We start from the raw sequence: 17,576 nt of genomic DNA, 5'->3' as shown, positions 1-17,576 counted from the left end.
GATGACAATCCCTCTGCCCCGATCACTCCTCTTCGTGCCCGGCCACCGGCAGGAAATGCTGGCCAAGGCGACCGAGCGCGGTGCTGACGCTGTCGTCCTCGATCTGGAAGACAGCGTGCCGCTAGCGAAGAAGGAAGAGGCCCGCCGGCACGTCGCAGCGGCGCTCGCCGACTGGCCGACGGGCTCGCCTGTGCAACGCTTCGTGCGGATCAATGCGCCACGCTTCGGCTGCGTTGAAGACGACTTGCGCGCGGTTACCGACCACGCCGATGTCACTCTCGTCGTGCCAAAGGTCGATCGTGTGATCGAGCTCGAGCCAGTTCGTCGCCTCGCTGTCGGCCGCGATCTCGTTGTCAACATCGAGACGCCTCGATCCCTGCTCCACGCCGAAGCGTTCGCCGATGCCATTGGTGTCACCGGCCTCTTCCTGGGCGGAGAAGACCTCAGCGCTTCGATCGGCATGCGGCGGACGCCCGACGGCGCAGAGCTACAGGCTGCCCGCTGGATGCTGCTACTGGCCGCGCGGGCGGCGGGGATCGCAGCGTGGGACAGCATCTGCCCGGAATTCCGTGACACCGCGCCACTGCAACGCGAATGCGAGATGGCGGCAGCGATGGGTTTCGACGGCAAGTTCGCGATCCATCCGGCGCAGATTCCGACGATTCACGTCGCCTTCGCTCCGTCGAGCGACGAGGTCGACAAAGCTCGCCGGATCGTTGAGGCGTACGACGCCGCTGTCCACGAGGGCCACGGTGCCGTGTCGGTCGATGGCGCGATGGTAGATCCGCCTGTCGCCGAGCGTGCCCGCGCGCTGCTGGCGCGCGCGAGCAGGCAGTCCGCATGACGTCCAACGCCGAAGACGCTGACGCGAGGATCGCCGCCGCCGAGCAACGCCTGGCCGACGCTCTCCAGGCATTGGAGGACGCCCGTGCAACCCTCGCCCTGCGCGAGCATGAGCTGCTGGACCTGCTCGCACAGTTCGGCAGGTTACCTGCAGCGGACGAGACAACCGACGCTAATCAGGGTCCTGCCGCGCAGTGATGAACGCGCGAGCGGCGGCGCTCGGCTCATAGTTCAGATGTACCAGTTGTGAATCGAGTGGCGCTTCGCCATCCTTTGGCGACAAACGCACATATGACCCATCGCGCTGGAGCTCACGGGCACGCACGTTGTCGCGCAACTGCAACTCCAGAATGCCGTCGCGCAGGCGCTCCAGGATCGAGCGATCCTGAATCGGGAAGAGGATCTCGACCCGATAGTCGAGGTTGCGACGCATCAGGTCGGCGCTGCCTGCGTACATGCACTCCTTGCCGTCCGGTCCTGCGTGCTTGAAGTAGAACAATCTGACGTGCTCAAGGAAGCGGCCGACAATGCTGACGACGCGGATGTTCTCGCTCAGTCCCTCGATTCCGGGGCGCAAGACGCAGATGCCGCGGATGATGAGATCGATCTGCACCCCGGCTTTCGCGGCGCGATAGAGCGCCTCAGCAATCCCATAATCGGATAGCGCGTTGGCCTTCATGATGATGCGGCCCTTGGAGCCAAACGTCATCTCGCGCTCGATCAGCGCTATCAGGCTGGTTCGCAGGTTCACCGGTGCGACGAGGAGCTTGCGATATTCGGTCTGCGCCGAATAGCCGGTCAAATAATTGAAGACATCCGTGACGTCCGCGGCGATGTCCGGATCGCAGGTCATCAGCCCCAGATCGGTATAGATTCTCGACGTCGCGACATTGTAGTTACCGGTTCCGAGATGAATGTACTGCCGCAAATCGTTACCCTCGCGGCGGACAACCATCGCGATCTTGCAGTGCGTCTTCAGCTTGGGCAGGCCATAGGCAACGTGGATGCCCTCGGCCTCCATCGACCGCGCCCAGTTGATGTTGCTCTCTTCATCGAAGCGGGCACGCAACTCCACCAGCACTGCGATCTGCGTTTCGTCGTCGCGTGCTTCCATCAGCGCATCGACCAGCGGCGAGTGCGCACCGACGCGATAGAGCGTCTGCTTGAACGCGACGACATCCTCATCGGACGCGGCCTGACGCACGAAATCGACAACCGGCGCGAACGAATCGTACGGGTGATACAGGAGCACATCCTGCTTGCGGATCGCCTGGAAGATCGAATCTGCCTGGCTCAGGACTTCCGGATAGCGCGGCACAAACGCCTTGTCCTTCAACGCTGGACGATCAATTGAATACAGCTCGATGACATCCGACAGACCGTGCGGACGATCCATCATATAGACATCTGTCTCTGCCGCGCCGAGCTGATCTGCGAGCCAGGTGCGCAGCTCCGCCGGCATTGAGTCGTCAACAGTCAACCGCACGGGGAAGCCAAATAGACGCTGATCGAGCTCACGTTCTATCGCCTTGAGCAGGCTGTCGCCGGTTGAGGCGGCGACCTCGAAATCTGCATCGCGGGTGACACGGAAAGAGTAGCTACTCTGAATCTGCTTGCCGGGGAACAGTTGATCGAGGTTCGCTTCGATGATGTCTTCCAGCATCACGTAGCGGAGCTTGCGCCGAGAACTCGGCGGCGGCCCGCCGTCAGCATCGGGGATCTGAACGAAGCGTGGCAGAACCGGCGGAATCTTCATCCGCGCAATGTGGCGTCCCAGTTCGTCCTCAATGAGGATCAGCAGATTCAGGCTGCGATTCGAGATGTGCGGGAACGGGTGGCCGGAGTCAACCGCCAGCGGCGTCAGCACCGGGAAGATCTGCCGCTCGAAGTAGCGGGTCAGCGAGCGCCGGTCGCGCCCTGAGAGCGTTGCGTACGTCTCGATATGCACACCGTGCTCGCGCAACGCCGGGACGATCTCGCCGTGCCAGCATTCGCGCTGGCGGACTGACATCTCGGTGGCCAGCAGCTTGATCGCCGATAGCTGTTCCGCAGGGGTGAGACCATCGCGAGCAGCCGTGTCATCGCCGGCACGCACCTGACCGACGATTCCTGCAACTCGCACCATGAAGAACTCATCGAGATTGGACGAGAAGATTGAGAGAAACTTCGCGCGCTCCAGCAGCGGGTTGCCTGTGTCCTGCGCCTCTTCGAGGACGCGCCGATTGAACTCCAGCCAACTCAGCTCACGGTTGATGTACAGCTCCGGCGCTTTCAACGCCGCGGCATTGGCTCGGTCTCGTCTGCTCGTCACGGGTCGCCGTCTCTTTGTCATCGTGCTGAATCTCACCACGGTCGCGGCACGAGCTACGTGCCACATGGCTTACGTCGCATGATCGACGCAGCATCGCCTGCTGTCCAGTACGCCAGATGGTGCCGCGCCGAGGTCCATTGAATTCACTGTACCCGACACTCGACGCAGCGGCTTAACACAAACTTCTTTTTTGCAGCGTATCATCTGTCCTACGCTTTAGGTCGATTCAATCGAGAGTGAGTAGCCAACTGCGTATCGTGCAACTGTCTGACCTTCACTATGCACCGGGCCCGGACGTCGATCTCGGCCTGGAATTAGCACGTGGGATCATCGACAAGCTCGAACCTGATCTGATCATCGTGAGCGGCGATCTCACGCAGCGTGGACTGGTCGAGCAGTTCGGTCCGGTGGTTGATTTTCTGACCTCACTCGGGCTCGATCGCATCAGGGCGATCCCGGGGAATCGCGATTACCTCGCTGGTGGCCCCGGTCCAACTCGACCGCCGGACTCCGACCTGGATTATTTTCTGACAGCGCCGGACACTGCGCTGGAGCAAAACGACCACGACCGACCGCGTACCACGCCGTTCCTCGACTTCTTCGCCGATGTCGACTTCTTCGACCGCACGCGCGAAGCCTGCATCGTCGGTCTGGATAGCGAACCAGTCATACCGGAAGACGCACTGCATCGCGCACTAGCGTACTTCGAGGGCTCATCGCCGAAGCTGACCCGCATCTTCTGCACGCATCGGTCGCTGATGCCTGTGCCGGGCAAGAAGCTGAAGGAGGGCGACATTCTGCCGAACGCCGGCGATATCCTCGAACTGCTTCTCGAAGCGCGAGTCGACCTCGTGCTCTGCGCGCACCTGCACCGCGTAAACGTCTGGCAGCTTGACCGCGACAATCGCGTTATGGCCGTCGTCAACGCGCCGTCGCTGCTGGATCGCTCGCCCGGCAAGGCGGTCGGTTTGCTGTCTTACGATATCGAGCAGCACGGCAGTGTCAGGGCGGAATTCCACTCGTTGGGCGATGTCCCGTCCCGTGTTCTCGTTGATATGGGCGATCGTCGCAAAGGGAAGAAGCGGTCCGCATGACCGATGATCGCTGGCCGACCAGTCGGCTTGATCCAGCCAATCCATCGTCCTGGGAACACCACACATTCCCGGGCGCACTCATCACCGTCGACGGTGTCGACGGGTCGGGTCGGGCGACGCAGATCGACATGCTTGACACCTGGCTGCGCGTGCAGGGCTATGGCGTTGTCCGCACGTCCTGGAACTCCTCGAAGCTCGTATCCAAGACAATCGCCGAAGCGCGTCGACAACGCACGCTCGCAGCGCGCACCTACTCGATCCTGCACGCGATCGACATGGCCGAGCGCAACGACAACGAGGTCATCCCCGCCCTGCGTGCCGGTTACGTCGTGCTCGCCGATCGTTATGTCTATACCGCGTTCGCTCGCGACATCGCGCGCGGCGTCGAGATCGACTGGATCCTCAATCTCTATGGCTTCGCCGTCCGACCCGATCTGTCCGTCTATCTGCGTATTGACGCCGATACCTCGCTAGGTCGGGTCATGGGAATCGCCGGTGAATCGACGATCGAGGAAGCTGACGAGCAAGCCGGAGTGCGTGGACAGCTCGGATCGTTCCGTCAGTTCCAGGAGCGCGTCGTCGCCGAATACGAGCAATTCGTGCGCCCATTCGACATGGTTGCGCTGGATGCGCGCGACCCGGTGCGCAAACAGCAACTGGAGTTACGCTCGATCGTCGCCGGAATGCTGGAACGGATGGAGTCGGCATGAGCGCAGCAGCGCCCGCTCTTCCAGGACGCCTGTTCGTGATCGAAGGCATCGACCGCTCCGGGCGCAGCACACAGGTCCGCTTGCTGCTGGATTGGCTGCGTCGACGCGAAATTGAGCCGATCCGGACCGACTGGAGCACGTCGCCGCACATCTCGAAGGCGATCCACAAAGCCAAGGCGGCCGGAGAGCTACGACCGATCACCTTCAGCCTGTTCTACGCCGCTGACTTCACTGATCGCGTCGCAAACGTCATTCGCCCCGCACTGGAGCGTGGCGAAATCGTGGTCGCAGATCGCTACATCTACACCGCCTTCGCCCGCGATGTCGCGCGGGGTGCAAACCACGCATGGCTGGAAACGCTATATGGCTTCGCACCTGAGCCAGACGCTGTGTTCTACTTGCGCGTACCGCCAGAGGTGACCAAGGATCGCGTACCCAGCACGCCAGTCAAAGCAATCGACCGCTACGAAGTCGGAATGGACCTCGGCCTGAGCAGCGACCCGGCCGAATCGTTTCAGATCTATCAGCAGCGGGTGTTCGACGAGTTCGAGCGCCTCAGCCAGTCGTATGCATTCACCGTTATCGACGGCAACGAAGATGTAGATGATATTGCCCGGACGATCAGGACGAAGGTCAAGGAAATCCTCTGATCTGTGCCGAACCTGAGGGCACGCACCGTTGCAAAGATGAGGACACGCCATGGCACGACGAGAGCAGTTCGACGGCATGGATGGCGCGACTGAGTTCCGGATTGCAATCGGGAGGATCATCGAACAGCGGTTCGACACGATGATGTCGTATCGCGCGGGCACGCTCCTCGGGCGCGACCCCGAGCAGCTCCACGACATGCGGGTCGGTTCCCGTCGACTACGGGCTGCCATGGACGTGGCCGTTGAGTGCTTCCCACGCCAGCGCTATCGCTACTACCATCGCACGATCAAGCAACTGACCGACGTGCTGGGCGGCGTGCGCGACTGCGATGTCCTGCGCGAAACGCTCGTCGCCTATCGCCGAACTCGCCCTGCGGCCGAGCACCCGACAATCAATCGCATGCTGCGCGACATTCGCGCTGAACGCGAGGTCAAGCGCACTGACATGCTGGCCTATTTCGACATGCTCGACGCGGAGCGCTTCGACGTGCGGTTCCGTGGCTTCCTGGCGGAGTACTCTCGTGGCTAAAGCACGACGCATCAGCGGCATCCGCTGCGATCGCTCGACGGCCTATAACGCCCGTCTCGTCATCCAGACACGTCTGGATGAGATGCTCTTTTTCGCACCCTGGGTCGACGACCCGGACAACGTTGAAGAGATCCACAATCTGCGGATCGCGGCCAAGCGGCTGCGCTATTCACTCGAGCTATTCCGATTTGCACTGCCGTCGGGGACGAATAGCCTGATCAACGAGGTCAAGGAGATACAGGAGCATATCGGCGACCTCCACGACGCTGACGTCATGATCGAGCGGATGCTCCACATCTCGCGCGCCAATGCCGAGCAACGGACGCAGAAGCTGCTCGATATCGCCACGAATCGGCAACGCGGCACCGTCGCGCAACGCCAGCAGCGTATCCGCGGCTCAACGACCTCGCCACGCGGTCAGCGCGATGACGCAGCGCTCTTCACCCTCGTCGCGTTCCGTTCAGAAGACCGCTTCCTCGCCTATGAAGCGTTCATCACAGCCTGGCGAAGATTGATGGGCTCGGACTTTGCAGGTCGCCTGCGTGCCCATCTCGACGAAGCGATCGCCGAGGCGGAGGCGACGACAGCATCGGAAGCCGAGCAGCAGGATGCCGACTGAGCTTCGCGTGGCGGTCGTCACCGATGTGCATGGCAACCTGGAGGCGTTGCGAGCTGTGCTGGCTGATATTGAGCGTCTCGGCACATTCGATCGCCTTGTCGCAGGTGGCGACTACTGCTTGAATGGCCCCGACCCAGCCGCAGCGCTCGACCTGATTGCAGAACGCGCCGACGTGCTGCTTGTCGGTAATACCGACCGCGACATCATCGAGCATGGAGCCAGCGATCCAGAGCCTTGGCGCAAGAAGCCTTCGCGTCGATCGAGTGGACGCGCCAGGAGCTTGGCGACGCACGCATCAGGCGTCTGAACGAATTGCAGTTCAGCGACACCATCGCGCCGGACGGCGATCGCCTGATGGTCGTGCATGCCAACCCGACCGACCTGGATCGACACATCTTCCCCGACCTGCCGCCGGACGACCTGCGCGATCTCGTCGCACCGTTCGATGCCGGTGTTCTGGTCTTCGGCCACCTGCACATCCCCTATCACCGCCAGGTCGGCGCGCTGCACCTCTTCGACGTGGCCGCTTGCGGGTTACCTCGTGATGGGGATCGGCGCGCTGTCTGGGGCTCGTTCGAATGGTCGCCAGGATCCGGGTGGCACGGCGCAATCCATCGTGTGCCCTACGACCACGGAACGACCGTGTTGCGGATGCTCGAATGCGGCATGCCAAACCACGATCGCCGGATTCGCGATCTGCTGAGAGCGACCTATGATTGAACCACGCGAAGTCGAAGCCAAGTTCGAGATTGACGATGTGTCCTCACTCCTCGATGCGACGTCGTTCCCGCCGTTACGCATCGCGCGGACGCGCACCATCCATCAGCATGACACCTACCTCGACTCTGCGGACGCGCGACTCGAGACGGCGTCATCGACGCTGCGCGTTCGAGCGAGCAACGATGCAGCAACGCTGACGTTCAAGGGACCACGCGAAGCTATGTCCGCAGATCTGGCGCACGTCGCCTCACGCCCGGAAATCAACGCGCAAATCAGCGCCAACGATGCGGAGGCGCTGCTTGCAGGTGGCCGGCTCTCGAAGCTGCCCGAACCGCTGGCGGCAGCGAGGAGCATCGTCGGCGACGCACCACTGCAGCCGGTCGCGACGATCGAGAACGTTCGCACCGCCATCGACCTCGTCGACCCAGATGGCAATTCATTTGAGCTTGCCATCGACCGCTGCACCGGAACGCGCCTGAACGACGGTCGCGAAATCACGTTCGGCGAGATCGAGCTGGAAGCGAAGTCAGCCTCGCACTCGGCGCTCGTCGCTGCTGTCGATGCCCTGCGTCACGCTGCGCCAGATCTCCGCCCATCGCACCAGACGAAGCTCGGACGGGTCCTCGGCTAAGCCCACTCAAACCAATCCGCACAAACGTTCGCATCCTTGCTACAATGCACGTCTGTCGCACCGCACCATCCATGTAGCAGGAGGATTGAACCGTGCTGGAGCTCTCCCCTCGCGAGGCACGACGCTTGGCCATTGGCGCGCAGCAGCTCGCTGGGCCCACGCCGAAACGGCCGACCAAGAAGCGCTTACGCGAAACCATCTACCGCCTTGGTGCGCTCCAGATCGACACAATCCACGTCGTCGCTCGCAGCCATCACATCGTCCTCTGGAGTCGACTCGGGAACCACCCCAAGGAATGGCTCTCCGAACTGTGTTATCCAGATCGAGCGCTGTTCGAATACTGGGCCCACGCGGCGGCATTCGTCCCCGTCGAGTTGTTCCCCTACTTCCGCCGCATGATGCTCGAATACGCAGACCCGAGCGGCACACGCTGGAATGCGCGCACCGTGCAGTGGCTGAATGAGAATGCGGCAGTCCTCGATCAGGTCATCTCCCACGCAACCGAATTCGGCCCCGTTTCCAGCACGACATTCACCGCACCCGAGGGCAGCACTCGCGCCGAGCCGTGGGCCTGGTACGGCAACAAGCCGACCAACCTCGCCCTGGAGCTGCTCTGGACGATGGGCACGTTCATGGTGCATCGCCGCGAGAAGTTCCAGCGCTGGTACGACCTGACAGAGCGAATCATGCCGGACTGGGACGACGCGCAGCTCCCCGACATCGACGACGAGCGCCGAGCGCTGGCGGCCCATGCGTTCTCCGCCATGGGCATCGCGACCGCCCGGTGGCTGCCGGACTACTTCCGCAAGAACTGGGGCAACTCCAGCTTGCGCACCGGCACCGTGCAGGCTGTCGTGCAGGACCTCGTCGAGCGCGGCCTCATCGTCCCAGCCCGAGTCCGCGGCTGGGGCGATGAGGCCTACGTCTGGGCCGAGTTGCTGGAAAAGCGCATCCCGCTGAGCCGCACAACCTTGCTCTCGCCGTTCGACAGCCTCGTCTGGGATCGCCGTCGCACGGCGACGATGTTTGACTTCGAGCTGATGCTGGAGTCGTACACGCCCGCACCGAAGCGGCGCTACGGGTACTTCAGCCTGCCGATCCTCTATCGCGATCAATTGGTCGGGCGGCTTGATCCAAAGGCCGATCGCGCCACCGGTCAGTTCTACGTCCGCGCACTGCATCTGGAACCCTCGTTCGTCGACCGCGCCGACGAGCGCTTCTACGCCCGCCTGGCCGAGACGCTCAGAGACTTCGCCACGTTCAATGACTGCGATACCGTGATCGTCGAACGCAGCGACCCGCCCGGGGCGGACCTCTGCCTCACCGCCGCGCTTGCCGGGTAAGCAACAAGGGCAGCCCGGTCGGGCTGCCCTTGTTCATACCTGAGTTCAGAATGCGGTCAGTCGCTTCGGCGCATGCCGGTAACGAGCGAGATGTAGTACAGCAACTGCAGTAGCGCGGCGGCAAAGCCGGCGACGTAGGTCAGTGCGGCGGCATTCAGGACCTTGCGGCCCTGGTCGTATTCAGTTCGATCGAAGATGCCCAGATTCGTGAGCTGCACCATCGCGCGTGACGAAGCGTTGAACTCCACCGGCAGCGTCACGGCAGCGAACACCGTACCAGCGGCGAAGAAGATGATGCCAAGCCAGGCAAGCTGGGTCAGACCAATGATGACGCCGGCAATGAGCATGATCGGCCCAAGCATGCTGCCGAGATTCGCAACCGGCACAATCGCGCTTCGCATCGCCAGCGGCGCGTACCCCTTGGCGTGCTGCAGCGCGTGCCCGCACTCGTGCGCCGCGACGCCAACAGCCGCGACGGACTTGCTGCCATAGACTGAATCAGACAGCCGCAGCACCTTACTGCGCGGGTCGTAGTGATCACTGAGCTGACCGGGAATGTGCTCAATCTGCACATCGTAGATGCCATTCGATTTCAGGATCTCAGCGGCGGCTTGCGCCCCGGTGATCCCCTGATTCGTCATGACCTTCGAGTATTTCTGAAACGTGCTCTTGACGCGATGCTGCGCGAAGAGGACGAAGATCATCGCCGGTATCATGAACACAAAATAGAGTGGGTCGAGAAACATCGCAGTTGTCCTGTCTGCTATTGAATCTGCCTGCCAACGTGCGGGAAACCGTGCCGCGCGATGCGGCCCTGACGATTGCCATCCAGTTTGTCCGGTAGACGCCTCATCACGTTGGGGTGGCCGGGTTGGCCACGAGTTTGGCGCACCGGTCATGCTATAGTATGCCGCGTGCAGGATCGGCCCTTCAATCGCGGTCTTGTTGCCGATCGATGGAAAGGCGATTCCGACTGTCTACTATTCCCATGCAATCCACGCTTAATGACGAGCTCGATGCCGAGATTCTGGCGACGGTCAGTGCTGCTGCGCGCAATGCACCCGGTGCGCATCTCAGTACTCTGTCGGTCTACGACATCATGCTCTACCACCTCGGGTTCAAAGATGAGCACTTCGAGCCGAAGCGCTCAGACGTCGGCAAGCGCATTCGTCCGCTGCTCTGCGTTCTGGCCTGCGAGGCGTCCGATGGCGACCGCCGCTCTGCGTTGCCGATGGCTGCCGCAATCGAGCTGCTGCACAACTTCACGCTGATCCATGACGACATTCAGGACCAGAGCCCGCTTCGGCGTCACCGTGCGACCGTCTGGTCACTGTGGGGCATCGCCCAGGCTATTAATGCCGGAGATGCCATGTTCGCTACGGCACACCTGGCGCTCCTGCGCTCGGAAGATGCCGGCGTCGCGACTGATCGCGTCATCGCCCTGTCGCGTGCGCTCCACGACACAACGCTCCGAATCGTCGAGGGGCAAGTGCTCGATCTTGGGTTCGAAACACGCGGCGACGTGACTGCCGATGAATACATGCAGATGATCGGCGGGAAGTCGGCAGCCATCTGCCGCTGCGCCTGCTGGGCCGGTGCGACGATCGCTGGTTCCAAAGCTGCTGACGCTGATGTTCTCGGCGAGGCGGGATTTGCACTGGGTGTCGGATTTCAGTTGCGTGACGACATCCTCGGCATCTGGGGTTCGCCCAATGAAACGGGCAAAGCTGCTGCCGACGACATCCGCCGACGGAAGAAGTCGCTGCCGATCCTGCTGCTCCACGAGCGCGCATCCGAAACCGACCGCCTGACAATCGAGCATCTCTACGGTGAGCAGGATGTTTCACCGGACGGCATCGCGCAGATTCTGGCAATGCTCGCCGAGTATCAGGTCGAGGATGCTGTGCAGGAACAAGCCCACATCTGGCACGAACGGGCATCGTCGCTCATCCATTCGGCGCTCGGCTCAGGACCAGCACGCGATGCACTGGAGCAGCTCGTCGATGCACTGGTCGCGCGCGTCAACTAGAGCACTTGGCTGGGCGACAACGAACGCACCGGCAATGCATAGCCAAGCGCATGCAACCGTTGCAGCGTCCCTTCAACAAGGCCGAACGGGCCAGTCAGCATCATGTCGCCAAATGGGGCCGCCTGGTGATAACCAAGCTCGGCTGCCAGATGCCGGTTCGGGCCGGTGATTGCGACGAATTCAAACGGGCCGGTAGCCTGATAGTCTGGGTGAAACGCCGCACCATGTCCGCCTTGCTCCCGCACATCGCCATGTGTGAGCCGACCTGTTCTCAACCGATCCACGAGCCAACGCAGAGTCTCAGCGTTAATTCCGCCGGTGTGATGCTCGAAGAGACCGAAGATGCGTCGACCGCGCACGGCCACGCCGAACGTGTGCATGTTGCCGATATTGACCAGAATCGCTCCGTCGCGGGCGGCCGTAGCTACCAGCGGGTCGCCGAGCACGCCAAGCACCGCCGCGGCACCGGTGTCCATGATGAACGCACCGGGAATCTGGCTGGCCACCGCGTGCATCCGCAACATGTAGTCCGGCGGCCTTTGGAAACACATGTTAAGCACGTCGCCGCCGTCCGCCAGCATCGCCTGCAGGAACTCGTAGCGAAACTCACGCCCGCCAGCGCCCGGCAGATAGCCATGATCCTGGACAGCCACGGCAATAAGCTCCGGCACCTCGACACCAAACGGGCTCAGTGCAGCCTGAAATGCAGCCAGATCGACGTCGCGCATGTTGATGACACAGGTGCCCGTTGGTCGCTCATTCACGACGCTAACGCCCAATTGGCGGACGCGGTCCAGATCGTTATGCAGTGAACGCGCAGCGTTGGGGTTGGCGAACACATCCAGTCCGGCAGCCAAGTGAGCTTCAATCGCGCTCGACGACGCGCCACCGCCCATCACGTTCCCATCGAGATAGATCGGAACACCAGCGATTGTTGCCGCCTCGATTTCCCATGCAACAACACGGGTCATCGACGGCAGGACGAGCTTGGTGCAGTTCTCCACCCCCTGATCCGACTGATAGACGAGGACATCCTGCGTCCCGGCACCGACATCAATGGCCAGTATGCGGAGTGGATCACCAACCAACGTATCAAGCACGAGCACGACACCTCAAACGCTAGCGAAGGGAACAGACGTTGAGAATAGATCTGGTGAGGACGTAGCTTACGACAGCAGCCGGATATACCAGGGTGGGGGATCGACTCGTTCAACGTAGCGGTCCACCTCGTCGCAGTCCGGGCCAACTGTTGCAGGTTGAGACAGCTCAATCAGGATCACCTGCGGTCGGGTCAGAAAGCGCAGTGGCCATTCTGACATGCCCAATCCGGTTGAGATCACAACCACGCCCCCCTTCACCCAGTGGATCCCGCGATAGAACGGCGGATCGTTGCGCGGTGGTTCGTGGTTCAGTTGGCGCAGCAAATTCTGAAACGGCACGCGCCCGGACGGCAGCAGACGGATCTGCCCGCCGTGGGTGTGCCCCGAAAGCACCAGACGCACCCGACCCGTCGGCAGATCGTTCACAATCGCCGGGGAGTGCGCCAGAAGCAGCAGCACGTCCTCCTCATCGGGAACATCAGCGCATGCGCGAGATATATCGGCCTGCTGAGAGTATGGATCGTCTACCCCGGCCACCCAGAGATCGCAACCGCGAAGCGTGATTCTGGCTGCCTCGTTGCGCAGCAGCCGCACTCTGCCGACCTCCAGGCGACTCAGAACGGTATCAAGCTCCGCTCGCGTCCCTCGTAGATCATGGTTCCCAAGGACAGCCAGCACGACCGCTGATTCGGGCCATTCGCCCAGCAGATCGCCATCCGGAACTGGCTGACCCTGATGGTAGAAATCGCCGGTCAGGGCGATGATGTCGGGCTGATATGCCTCGGCAATCCGGCGCGCTTTCCAGAGCAGATCGAGCGTGACACCCGGACCGCCGGCGTGCGCGTCCGACAGATGCGCGACCTTGAGCCCGTCGAGCTCGGCAGGTAATCCCGGTACTGCCACGCGTAGCCGTACTGTCTCCAGCCAGGAGGGAGCGATTCGCCGCGCGTACAACCACGTCAAACCCATCGCACTTCCGAGAGCAAAGATCCCACCGACAATCCACCGTTTTGGCATACTCCTCCTTCAGTGAGCCTGACTATAGGCGACCGTTGTACAAGCGGCCACGAAATTCGAGGGATTGCCAGGGTCTCTTGAGATGCCATGGCTAACCGGACGTGGACGCGCCGTGTCGATGAAGGGTGAGATCGTCCGCCGTGTCGTCAAACACACCAAAACGCAGAAGCAGCAAGGGCAAGAGCCGCCCGCAGACAACCGAGGGAACAGACGCCACATCGCGCGCGCAATCACGCCGTGCGCAGCGCGTCATCCAGGCCGAAAAGGATCGCAAGCGCCGTCGAATGATGATTCTCGGTGGTGGCGCGCTCGTTGCAGTTCTGGTCATTCTCGGGTTGGTCCTCGTCAACACACTGCGGGATAACGGGATTGATGATCCGATCGTCATCCCAACCGGCATTGATGATGTCTTCACGCCGGGACCAGAACAGGGCGCGATCGCCTCGCCTGAGGCAGGTGCCGACGGAACGCCGGTGAGCAGTCAGCATGATGGCAGCCAGATTCTGGCAATCGGTGATCCGAACGCGCCGGTCACCATTCAGGAGTGGGCCGACTACCAGTGCCCGATTTGCGCACAGTGGTCGATGAACGAAGAGGCCAAGCTGGTCGAGCAGTATGTCAATACCGGCCAGGTCTATGTCGAGTTCCGCAACTTCCCGTTCATTGACCGGTTCTTCGCCAGCGGTGCCGGTCGCGAATCGGTTCGTGCCGCCGAGGCTGTCGCCTGCTCGATGGATCAGGGTGCCGGCTATCGGATGCACAAGACCATCTTCGCCAACCATAATGGCGAGAACGAGGGCGCATTCACCCAGAGCCGTCTCGAAGAGATGGCGAATCAGCTCGGGTTGGATACAACTGCATTCGTCAGCTGCCTTGAGGACGACACCTATCTCGATGTCGTTCGAGCCAGCTACGATGAGGCGATCAACCTCGGAGTCAACTCGACCCCAACCTTCTTCATCAACGGCGAACAAGTGACTGGGTATCAGACCTTTGAGCAACTACAGCAGCGCATTGACGCGGAGCTCAGCAAGTAGCGATTCGACCGGCAATTGGCCCCGAGCACTCGGGGCCATCGTCGGCCTGAGTATTCTCGGCATCATCGTTGCCGCGTATCTGACCTACACGCACTTCAACGAGAGCGCGCTTGTGTGCGCGGTCGGCGATTGCGGTACGGTGCAGAAGAGCAAGTACGCGACGATCGGGCCAGTTCCGATCGCGCTCCTGGGGCTCGGCATGTATGTCGCGCTGGCCGTCTCAGCGCTGGGCCGCATGCGAGGCAAGCTCCCGGTGTCGTTCGAAGTCGCGACGATGGCATCATGGGGCATCGCCCTGGCCGGATTCGCGTATGCTGCCTATCTCACGTATCTGGAGATCTGGGTTATCAAGGCGATTTGCCAGTGGTGCGTGGCCTCGGCCATCATCACGACCGTGATCCTGGCGATCGAGTCGGTGCTCCTCTGGAGGGTTCTCGGCGCTGAAGAGTAGGTTCCGAGGCCCTACGAGACGACGGTCGCTACCGCGATAATCAAAGCAGGTGACGATGTGGTCACGATCACACCCGCGATGGAGGACTACCTCAAGACGATCTATCGTCTCTCTGAGGACGGCCAGCGCGTCACAACTCAAGCCATAGCCGAGCGCCTGGAAGTCGCGGCGCCGTCGGTGACCGGCATGATCAAGCGTCTGGCCGATCTGCACCTCGTCGATCACCAGCGCTATCGCTCCGTCACACTCACCTCCGCCGGGCAAAAGGCGGCGCTGGAGGTTGTGCGGCATCACCGCCTGCTGGAGCTGTATCTGGCGGAAGCGCTCGGCTATTCGTGGGACGAAGTGCACGAAGAAGCTGAGCGACTGGAGCACACGATCTCCGAGGAGTTCGAAGCCCGGATCGACGCCGCGCTCGGCTATCCGACAATCGATCCGCACGGCGACCCGATCCCGAGTATGAGTGGCTCTGTCCCGCAGGTTTCCAACGACCGCCTGTCATCGCTGAACGTCGGTGATTCCGGGACGATCAGTCGCGTCACTGACGACGACCCGGACAAATTGCGCTACCTCGGCTCCATCGGGCTGTATCCCGAAGCACGCATCGTGTTGATGGAACGCATGCCGTTCGGCGGACCGCTCCGCCTCAACGTCAATGGCGAAGAGCACTTCCTCGGCGCGGAGCTGGCAGATTCAATCCACATCCTGCGTGATGAGCCGGTGAATGCAAGCTGACACCGACACCTGCAATGACAACCCACGCCAACACGGCTCGAATGCTCTCTGGATAGAGCCAACCCGACATTCCAGCCTTGAGCTTCTCGTCGATGATCCGCTGATCTCAGCGATCCTCCGCGCTCGCGGACTCACCACCGCAGCCGACGCAGAGCGCTTCCTGAATCCGCTGCGGGGATCGCTGGCCGACCCGGCGCTGTTGCCGGACGCGGAGCGCGCAGTGAGCCGGATGCGGGACGCCATCCAGCGCGGTGAGCGCATCCTCGTGTATGGCGATTACGATGTTGACGGGCTGACCTCGACGGCCATGCTTGTTCGGGTTCTGTGCCGTCTCGGCGCAACGCCGTCGACGATGATCCCGCATCGCCTGCGCGATGGCTACGGCTTGACGATGCCGATGGCTGAGAAGATCGTTGATCAGCAGCCGAATCTCGTCATCTGCGTCGATTGCGGCAGCAGCAGCCCGGACGAGCTGCAGATGCTGCTCGACAACGGAATCGACGCGATCGTCGCCGACCACCACCACTACAGTGGCGCACTGCCGGAAAGCGTCGCGTTCGTCAGCCCGCAGCGTCCGGACAACGCCTATCCGTTCCGCGACCTCGCCGCTGTTGGCGTCACCTACATGCTCGTGCGCTTGCTGCTGGGCGACGACGATGCCGAGATGTACCTGCCGTATGTCGCCCTTGGCAGCGTCGCCGATGTCGTCGAGCTGCGCGGCGAAAACCGGGTGCTGGTCGCGAAGGGCATCTCGAAAATGCGGCGTTGGCAGCTGCCGGGCTTGCGAGCGATGTGCGCGAGCGCCGGGCTGGATCAATCGCGCCTGTCGACCTGGCACATCGGATTCGTTATCGGCCCACGCATCAACGCTGCCGGGCGCGTCGCCGACCCCGATATAGCACTGGATCTGCTGCTGGCGGACGATGCCACGACCGCCACACCATTGGCTCTCCAGCTCAACGACCTCAATGAGCATCGGCGCGCCGAAACAACCCGCGTGCTGGAAGAAGCCGAAGGGCAATTGCGCGAAATCGGTTGGCAACCTGACTTCCCAGCCATCGTCGTTGCCGGTGACGGCTGGAGCAACGGCATCGTCGGTCTGGTTGCGAGCCGCCTTGTCGACCGCTTTTATCGCCCGGCAATCGTGCTGGAACATCGGGACGGCGTCGTGCGCGGTTCGGCGCGGTCAGTGCCCGGCGTCGATATCGTGCAGGCGATCTCAGCCAGCAGCGATATTCTCGATCGCTTCGGCGGTCACGAGGCTGCGGCCGGGCTGTCGATGCAGGCAGAGATGTTCGACGCCTTTGTCCACGAGCTGAACGCATCGGTCCTCGACCTGTGCGGCGGGCGCTTGCCGCAACGGACGATCGCAATCGACGCCGAAGCCGACCCGTCCGATCTTGACCTTGGCACCGTTGACGCCCTCGAACAGCTGGAGCCGTTCGGGCAGGGCAACCCTGAGCCGCACCTGCTGATACGCGGGCTTTCACACCGCTACGCGAAGACGTCTCGCGACGGTCGCCATCTGCTGCTACAGGTCGGTGCTGAAGGTCGCCGCGGCCATCGCGCCGTCCTCTTTGGTGCTGGCCATCGGCTTCCGGAGCTGCTCCGGCTCACGCACATTGATATCGTCACACGCCTGCAACGTGACACCTGGGACGGGCGAACAAGCCTGAAGCTCTATCTGGTCGATTTCCGTCCATCGACTGTGCTGAATTCCACTCACAATCTGGATACGCCACCGCTATAATCCGCTG

18 protein-coding genes and 1 pseudogene are annotated in these 17,576 nt (G+C 62.1%); 15 read left to right on the top strand and 4 right to left on the bottom strand.

Annotated elements, in window-relative coordinates:
• The first annotated feature begins 1 nt into the window (after nucleotide 1).
• Nucleotides 2-844: a CoA ester lyase gene (locus M9890_01845; GenBank protein ID MCO5175698.1), complete on the top strand. Its 843-nt coding sequence runs from the start codon at nucleotides 2-4 to the stop codon at nucleotides 842-844.
• Nucleotides 841-1,041 (top strand): hypothetical protein, encoded by a 201-nt coding sequence (locus M9890_01840; protein ID MCO5175697.1) that lies wholly within the window; start codon nucleotides 841-843, stop codon nucleotides 1,039-1,041. Before M9890_01845 ends, M9890_01840 begins: the two co-directional genes overlap by 4 nt.
• Here M9890_01840 and ppk1 read toward each other — a convergent pair.
• Nucleotides 1,016-3,154: a polyphosphate kinase 1 gene (gene ppk1 / locus M9890_01835; GenBank protein ID MCO5175696.1), complete on the bottom strand. Its 2,139-nt coding sequence runs from the start codon at nucleotides 3,152-3,154 to the stop codon at nucleotides 1,016-1,018. The genes M9890_01840 and ppk1 overlap by 26 nt on opposite strands.
• A 236-nt stretch (nucleotides 3,155-3,390) precedes the next feature.
• On the opposite strand from ppk1, the gene M9890_01830 reads away from it, so the two are divergent.
• The 8 genes and pseudogenes from M9890_01830 (at nucleotide 3,391) to M9890_01795 (ending at nucleotide 9,450) form a co-directional block, all read left to right on the top strand.
• A complete protein-coding gene (locus tag M9890_01830; protein ID MCO5175695.1) occupies nucleotides 3,391-4,248 on the top strand; it encodes a metallophosphoesterase in 858 nt (285 codons plus the stop codon).
• Nucleotides 4,245-4,958, top strand: a complete 714-nt coding sequence (locus tag M9890_01825) for a hypothetical protein (GenBank protein ID MCO5175694.1) — start codon at nucleotides 4,245-4,247, stop codon at nucleotides 4,956-4,958. The genes M9890_01830 and M9890_01825 overlap by 4 nt, the downstream gene beginning before the upstream one ends.
• Nucleotides 4,955-5,608, top strand: coding sequence for a hypothetical protein (locus M9890_01820; GenBank protein MCO5175693.1), 654 nt, complete (start codon nucleotides 4,955-4,957; stop codon nucleotides 5,606-5,608). Before M9890_01825 ends, M9890_01820 begins: the two co-directional genes overlap by 4 nt.
• Nucleotides 5,609-5,750: 142 nt before the next feature.
• Nucleotides 5,751-6,756 (top strand): annotated as a pseudogene (locus M9890_01815) (CHAD domain-containing protein).
• On the top strand, nucleotides 6,746-7,063 hold the full coding sequence (locus M9890_01810; GenBank protein MCO5175692.1) for a metallophosphoesterase: 318 nt from the start codon (nucleotides 6,746-6,748) through the stop codon (nucleotides 7,061-7,063). The pseudogene M9890_01815 and the gene M9890_01810 overlap by 11 nt, the downstream one beginning before the upstream one ends.
• Nucleotides 6,991-7,476, top strand: a complete 486-nt coding sequence (locus M9890_01805; GenBank protein MCO5175691.1) for a hypothetical protein — start codon at nucleotides 6,991-6,993, stop codon at nucleotides 7,474-7,476. Before M9890_01810 ends, M9890_01805 begins: the two co-directional genes overlap by 73 nt.
• Nucleotides 7,469-8,107 (top strand): CYTH domain-containing protein, encoded by a 639-nt coding sequence (locus tag M9890_01800; GenBank protein MCO5175690.1) that lies wholly within the window; start codon nucleotides 7,469-7,471, stop codon nucleotides 8,105-8,107. Before M9890_01805 ends, M9890_01800 begins: the two co-directional genes overlap by 8 nt.
• Nucleotides 8,108-8,199: 92 nt before the next feature.
• A complete protein-coding gene (locus M9890_01795; protein MCO5175689.1) occupies nucleotides 8,200-9,450 on the top strand; it encodes a winged helix DNA-binding domain-containing protein in 1,251 nt (416 codons plus the stop codon).
• A gap of 56 nt (nucleotides 9,451-9,506) precedes the next feature.
• Here M9890_01795 and M9890_01790 read toward each other — a convergent pair whose 3' ends face one another.
• Nucleotides 9,507-10,196 (bottom strand): zinc metallopeptidase, encoded by a 690-nt coding sequence (locus tag M9890_01790; GenBank protein ID MCO5175688.1) that lies wholly within the window; start codon nucleotides 10,194-10,196, stop codon nucleotides 9,507-9,509.
• A 242-nt stretch (nucleotides 10,197-10,438) separates the two neighbouring features.
• On the opposite strand from M9890_01790, the gene M9890_01785 reads away from it, so the two are divergent.
• Entirely contained in the window at nucleotides 10,439-11,479 is a 1,041-nt protein-coding gene (locus M9890_01785) for a polyprenyl synthetase family protein (GenBank protein MCO5175687.1), read from the top strand.
• Here the strand turns inward: M9890_01785 and M9890_01780 are convergent.
• The gene (locus M9890_01780) at nucleotides 11,476-12,579 is read right to left on the bottom strand and encodes a DUF1786 domain-containing protein (protein ID MCO5175686.1); all 1,104 of its coding nucleotides are present in this window, start codon (nucleotides 12,577-12,579) and stop codon (nucleotides 11,476-11,478) included. The two genes, M9890_01785 and M9890_01780, sit on opposite strands and share 4 nt — an antisense overlap.
• A 66-nt stretch (nucleotides 12,580-12,645) precedes the next feature.
• Nucleotides 12,646-13,596, bottom strand: coding sequence for a metallophosphoesterase (locus M9890_01775; protein MCO5175685.1), 951 nt, complete (start codon nucleotides 13,594-13,596; stop codon nucleotides 12,646-12,648).
• 140 nt (nucleotides 13,597-13,736) lie between these two features.
• Here M9890_01775 and M9890_01770 point away from each other — a divergent pair, with 140 nt between their 5' ends.
• From M9890_01770 to recJ, 4 genes are read left to right on the top strand one after another with little or no spacing between them, the layout of a single operon-like run.
• Complete coding sequence (locus M9890_01770) at nucleotides 13,737-14,633, top strand: DsbA family protein (GenBank protein MCO5175684.1); 897 nt, start codon at nucleotides 13,737-13,739, stop codon at nucleotides 14,631-14,633.
• On the top strand, nucleotides 14,611-15,084 hold the full coding sequence (locus M9890_01765) for a vitamin K epoxide reductase family protein (protein ID MCO5175683.1): 474 nt from the start codon (nucleotides 14,611-14,613) through the stop codon (nucleotides 15,082-15,084). Before M9890_01770 ends, M9890_01765 begins: the two co-directional genes overlap by 23 nt.
• A 57-nt stretch (nucleotides 15,085-15,141) precedes the next feature.
• Complete coding sequence (locus tag M9890_01760) at nucleotides 15,142-15,819, top strand: metal-dependent transcriptional regulator (GenBank protein ID MCO5175682.1); 678 nt, start codon at nucleotides 15,142-15,144, stop codon at nucleotides 15,817-15,819.
• Nucleotides 15,809-17,569 carry a single-stranded-DNA-specific exonuclease RecJ gene (gene recJ / locus M9890_01755; GenBank protein ID MCO5175681.1) on the top strand — a complete coding sequence of 587 codons (1,761 nt, stop codon included), beginning with the start codon at nucleotides 15,809-15,811 and terminating at the stop codon, nucleotides 17,567-17,569. The genes M9890_01760 and recJ overlap by 11 nt, the downstream gene beginning before the upstream one ends.
• Nucleotides 17,570-17,576 lie beyond the last annotated feature (7 nt).

The sequence above is a fragment of the Thermomicrobiales bacterium genome (assembly GCA_023954495.1).
Classification (GTDB): Bacteria; Chloroflexota; Chloroflexia; order Thermomicrobiales; family CFX8; genus JAMLIA01.
The sequence above is the reverse complement of the archived record's forward strand: the minus strand, read 5'-3'. Positions and strand labels throughout refer to the sequence as shown.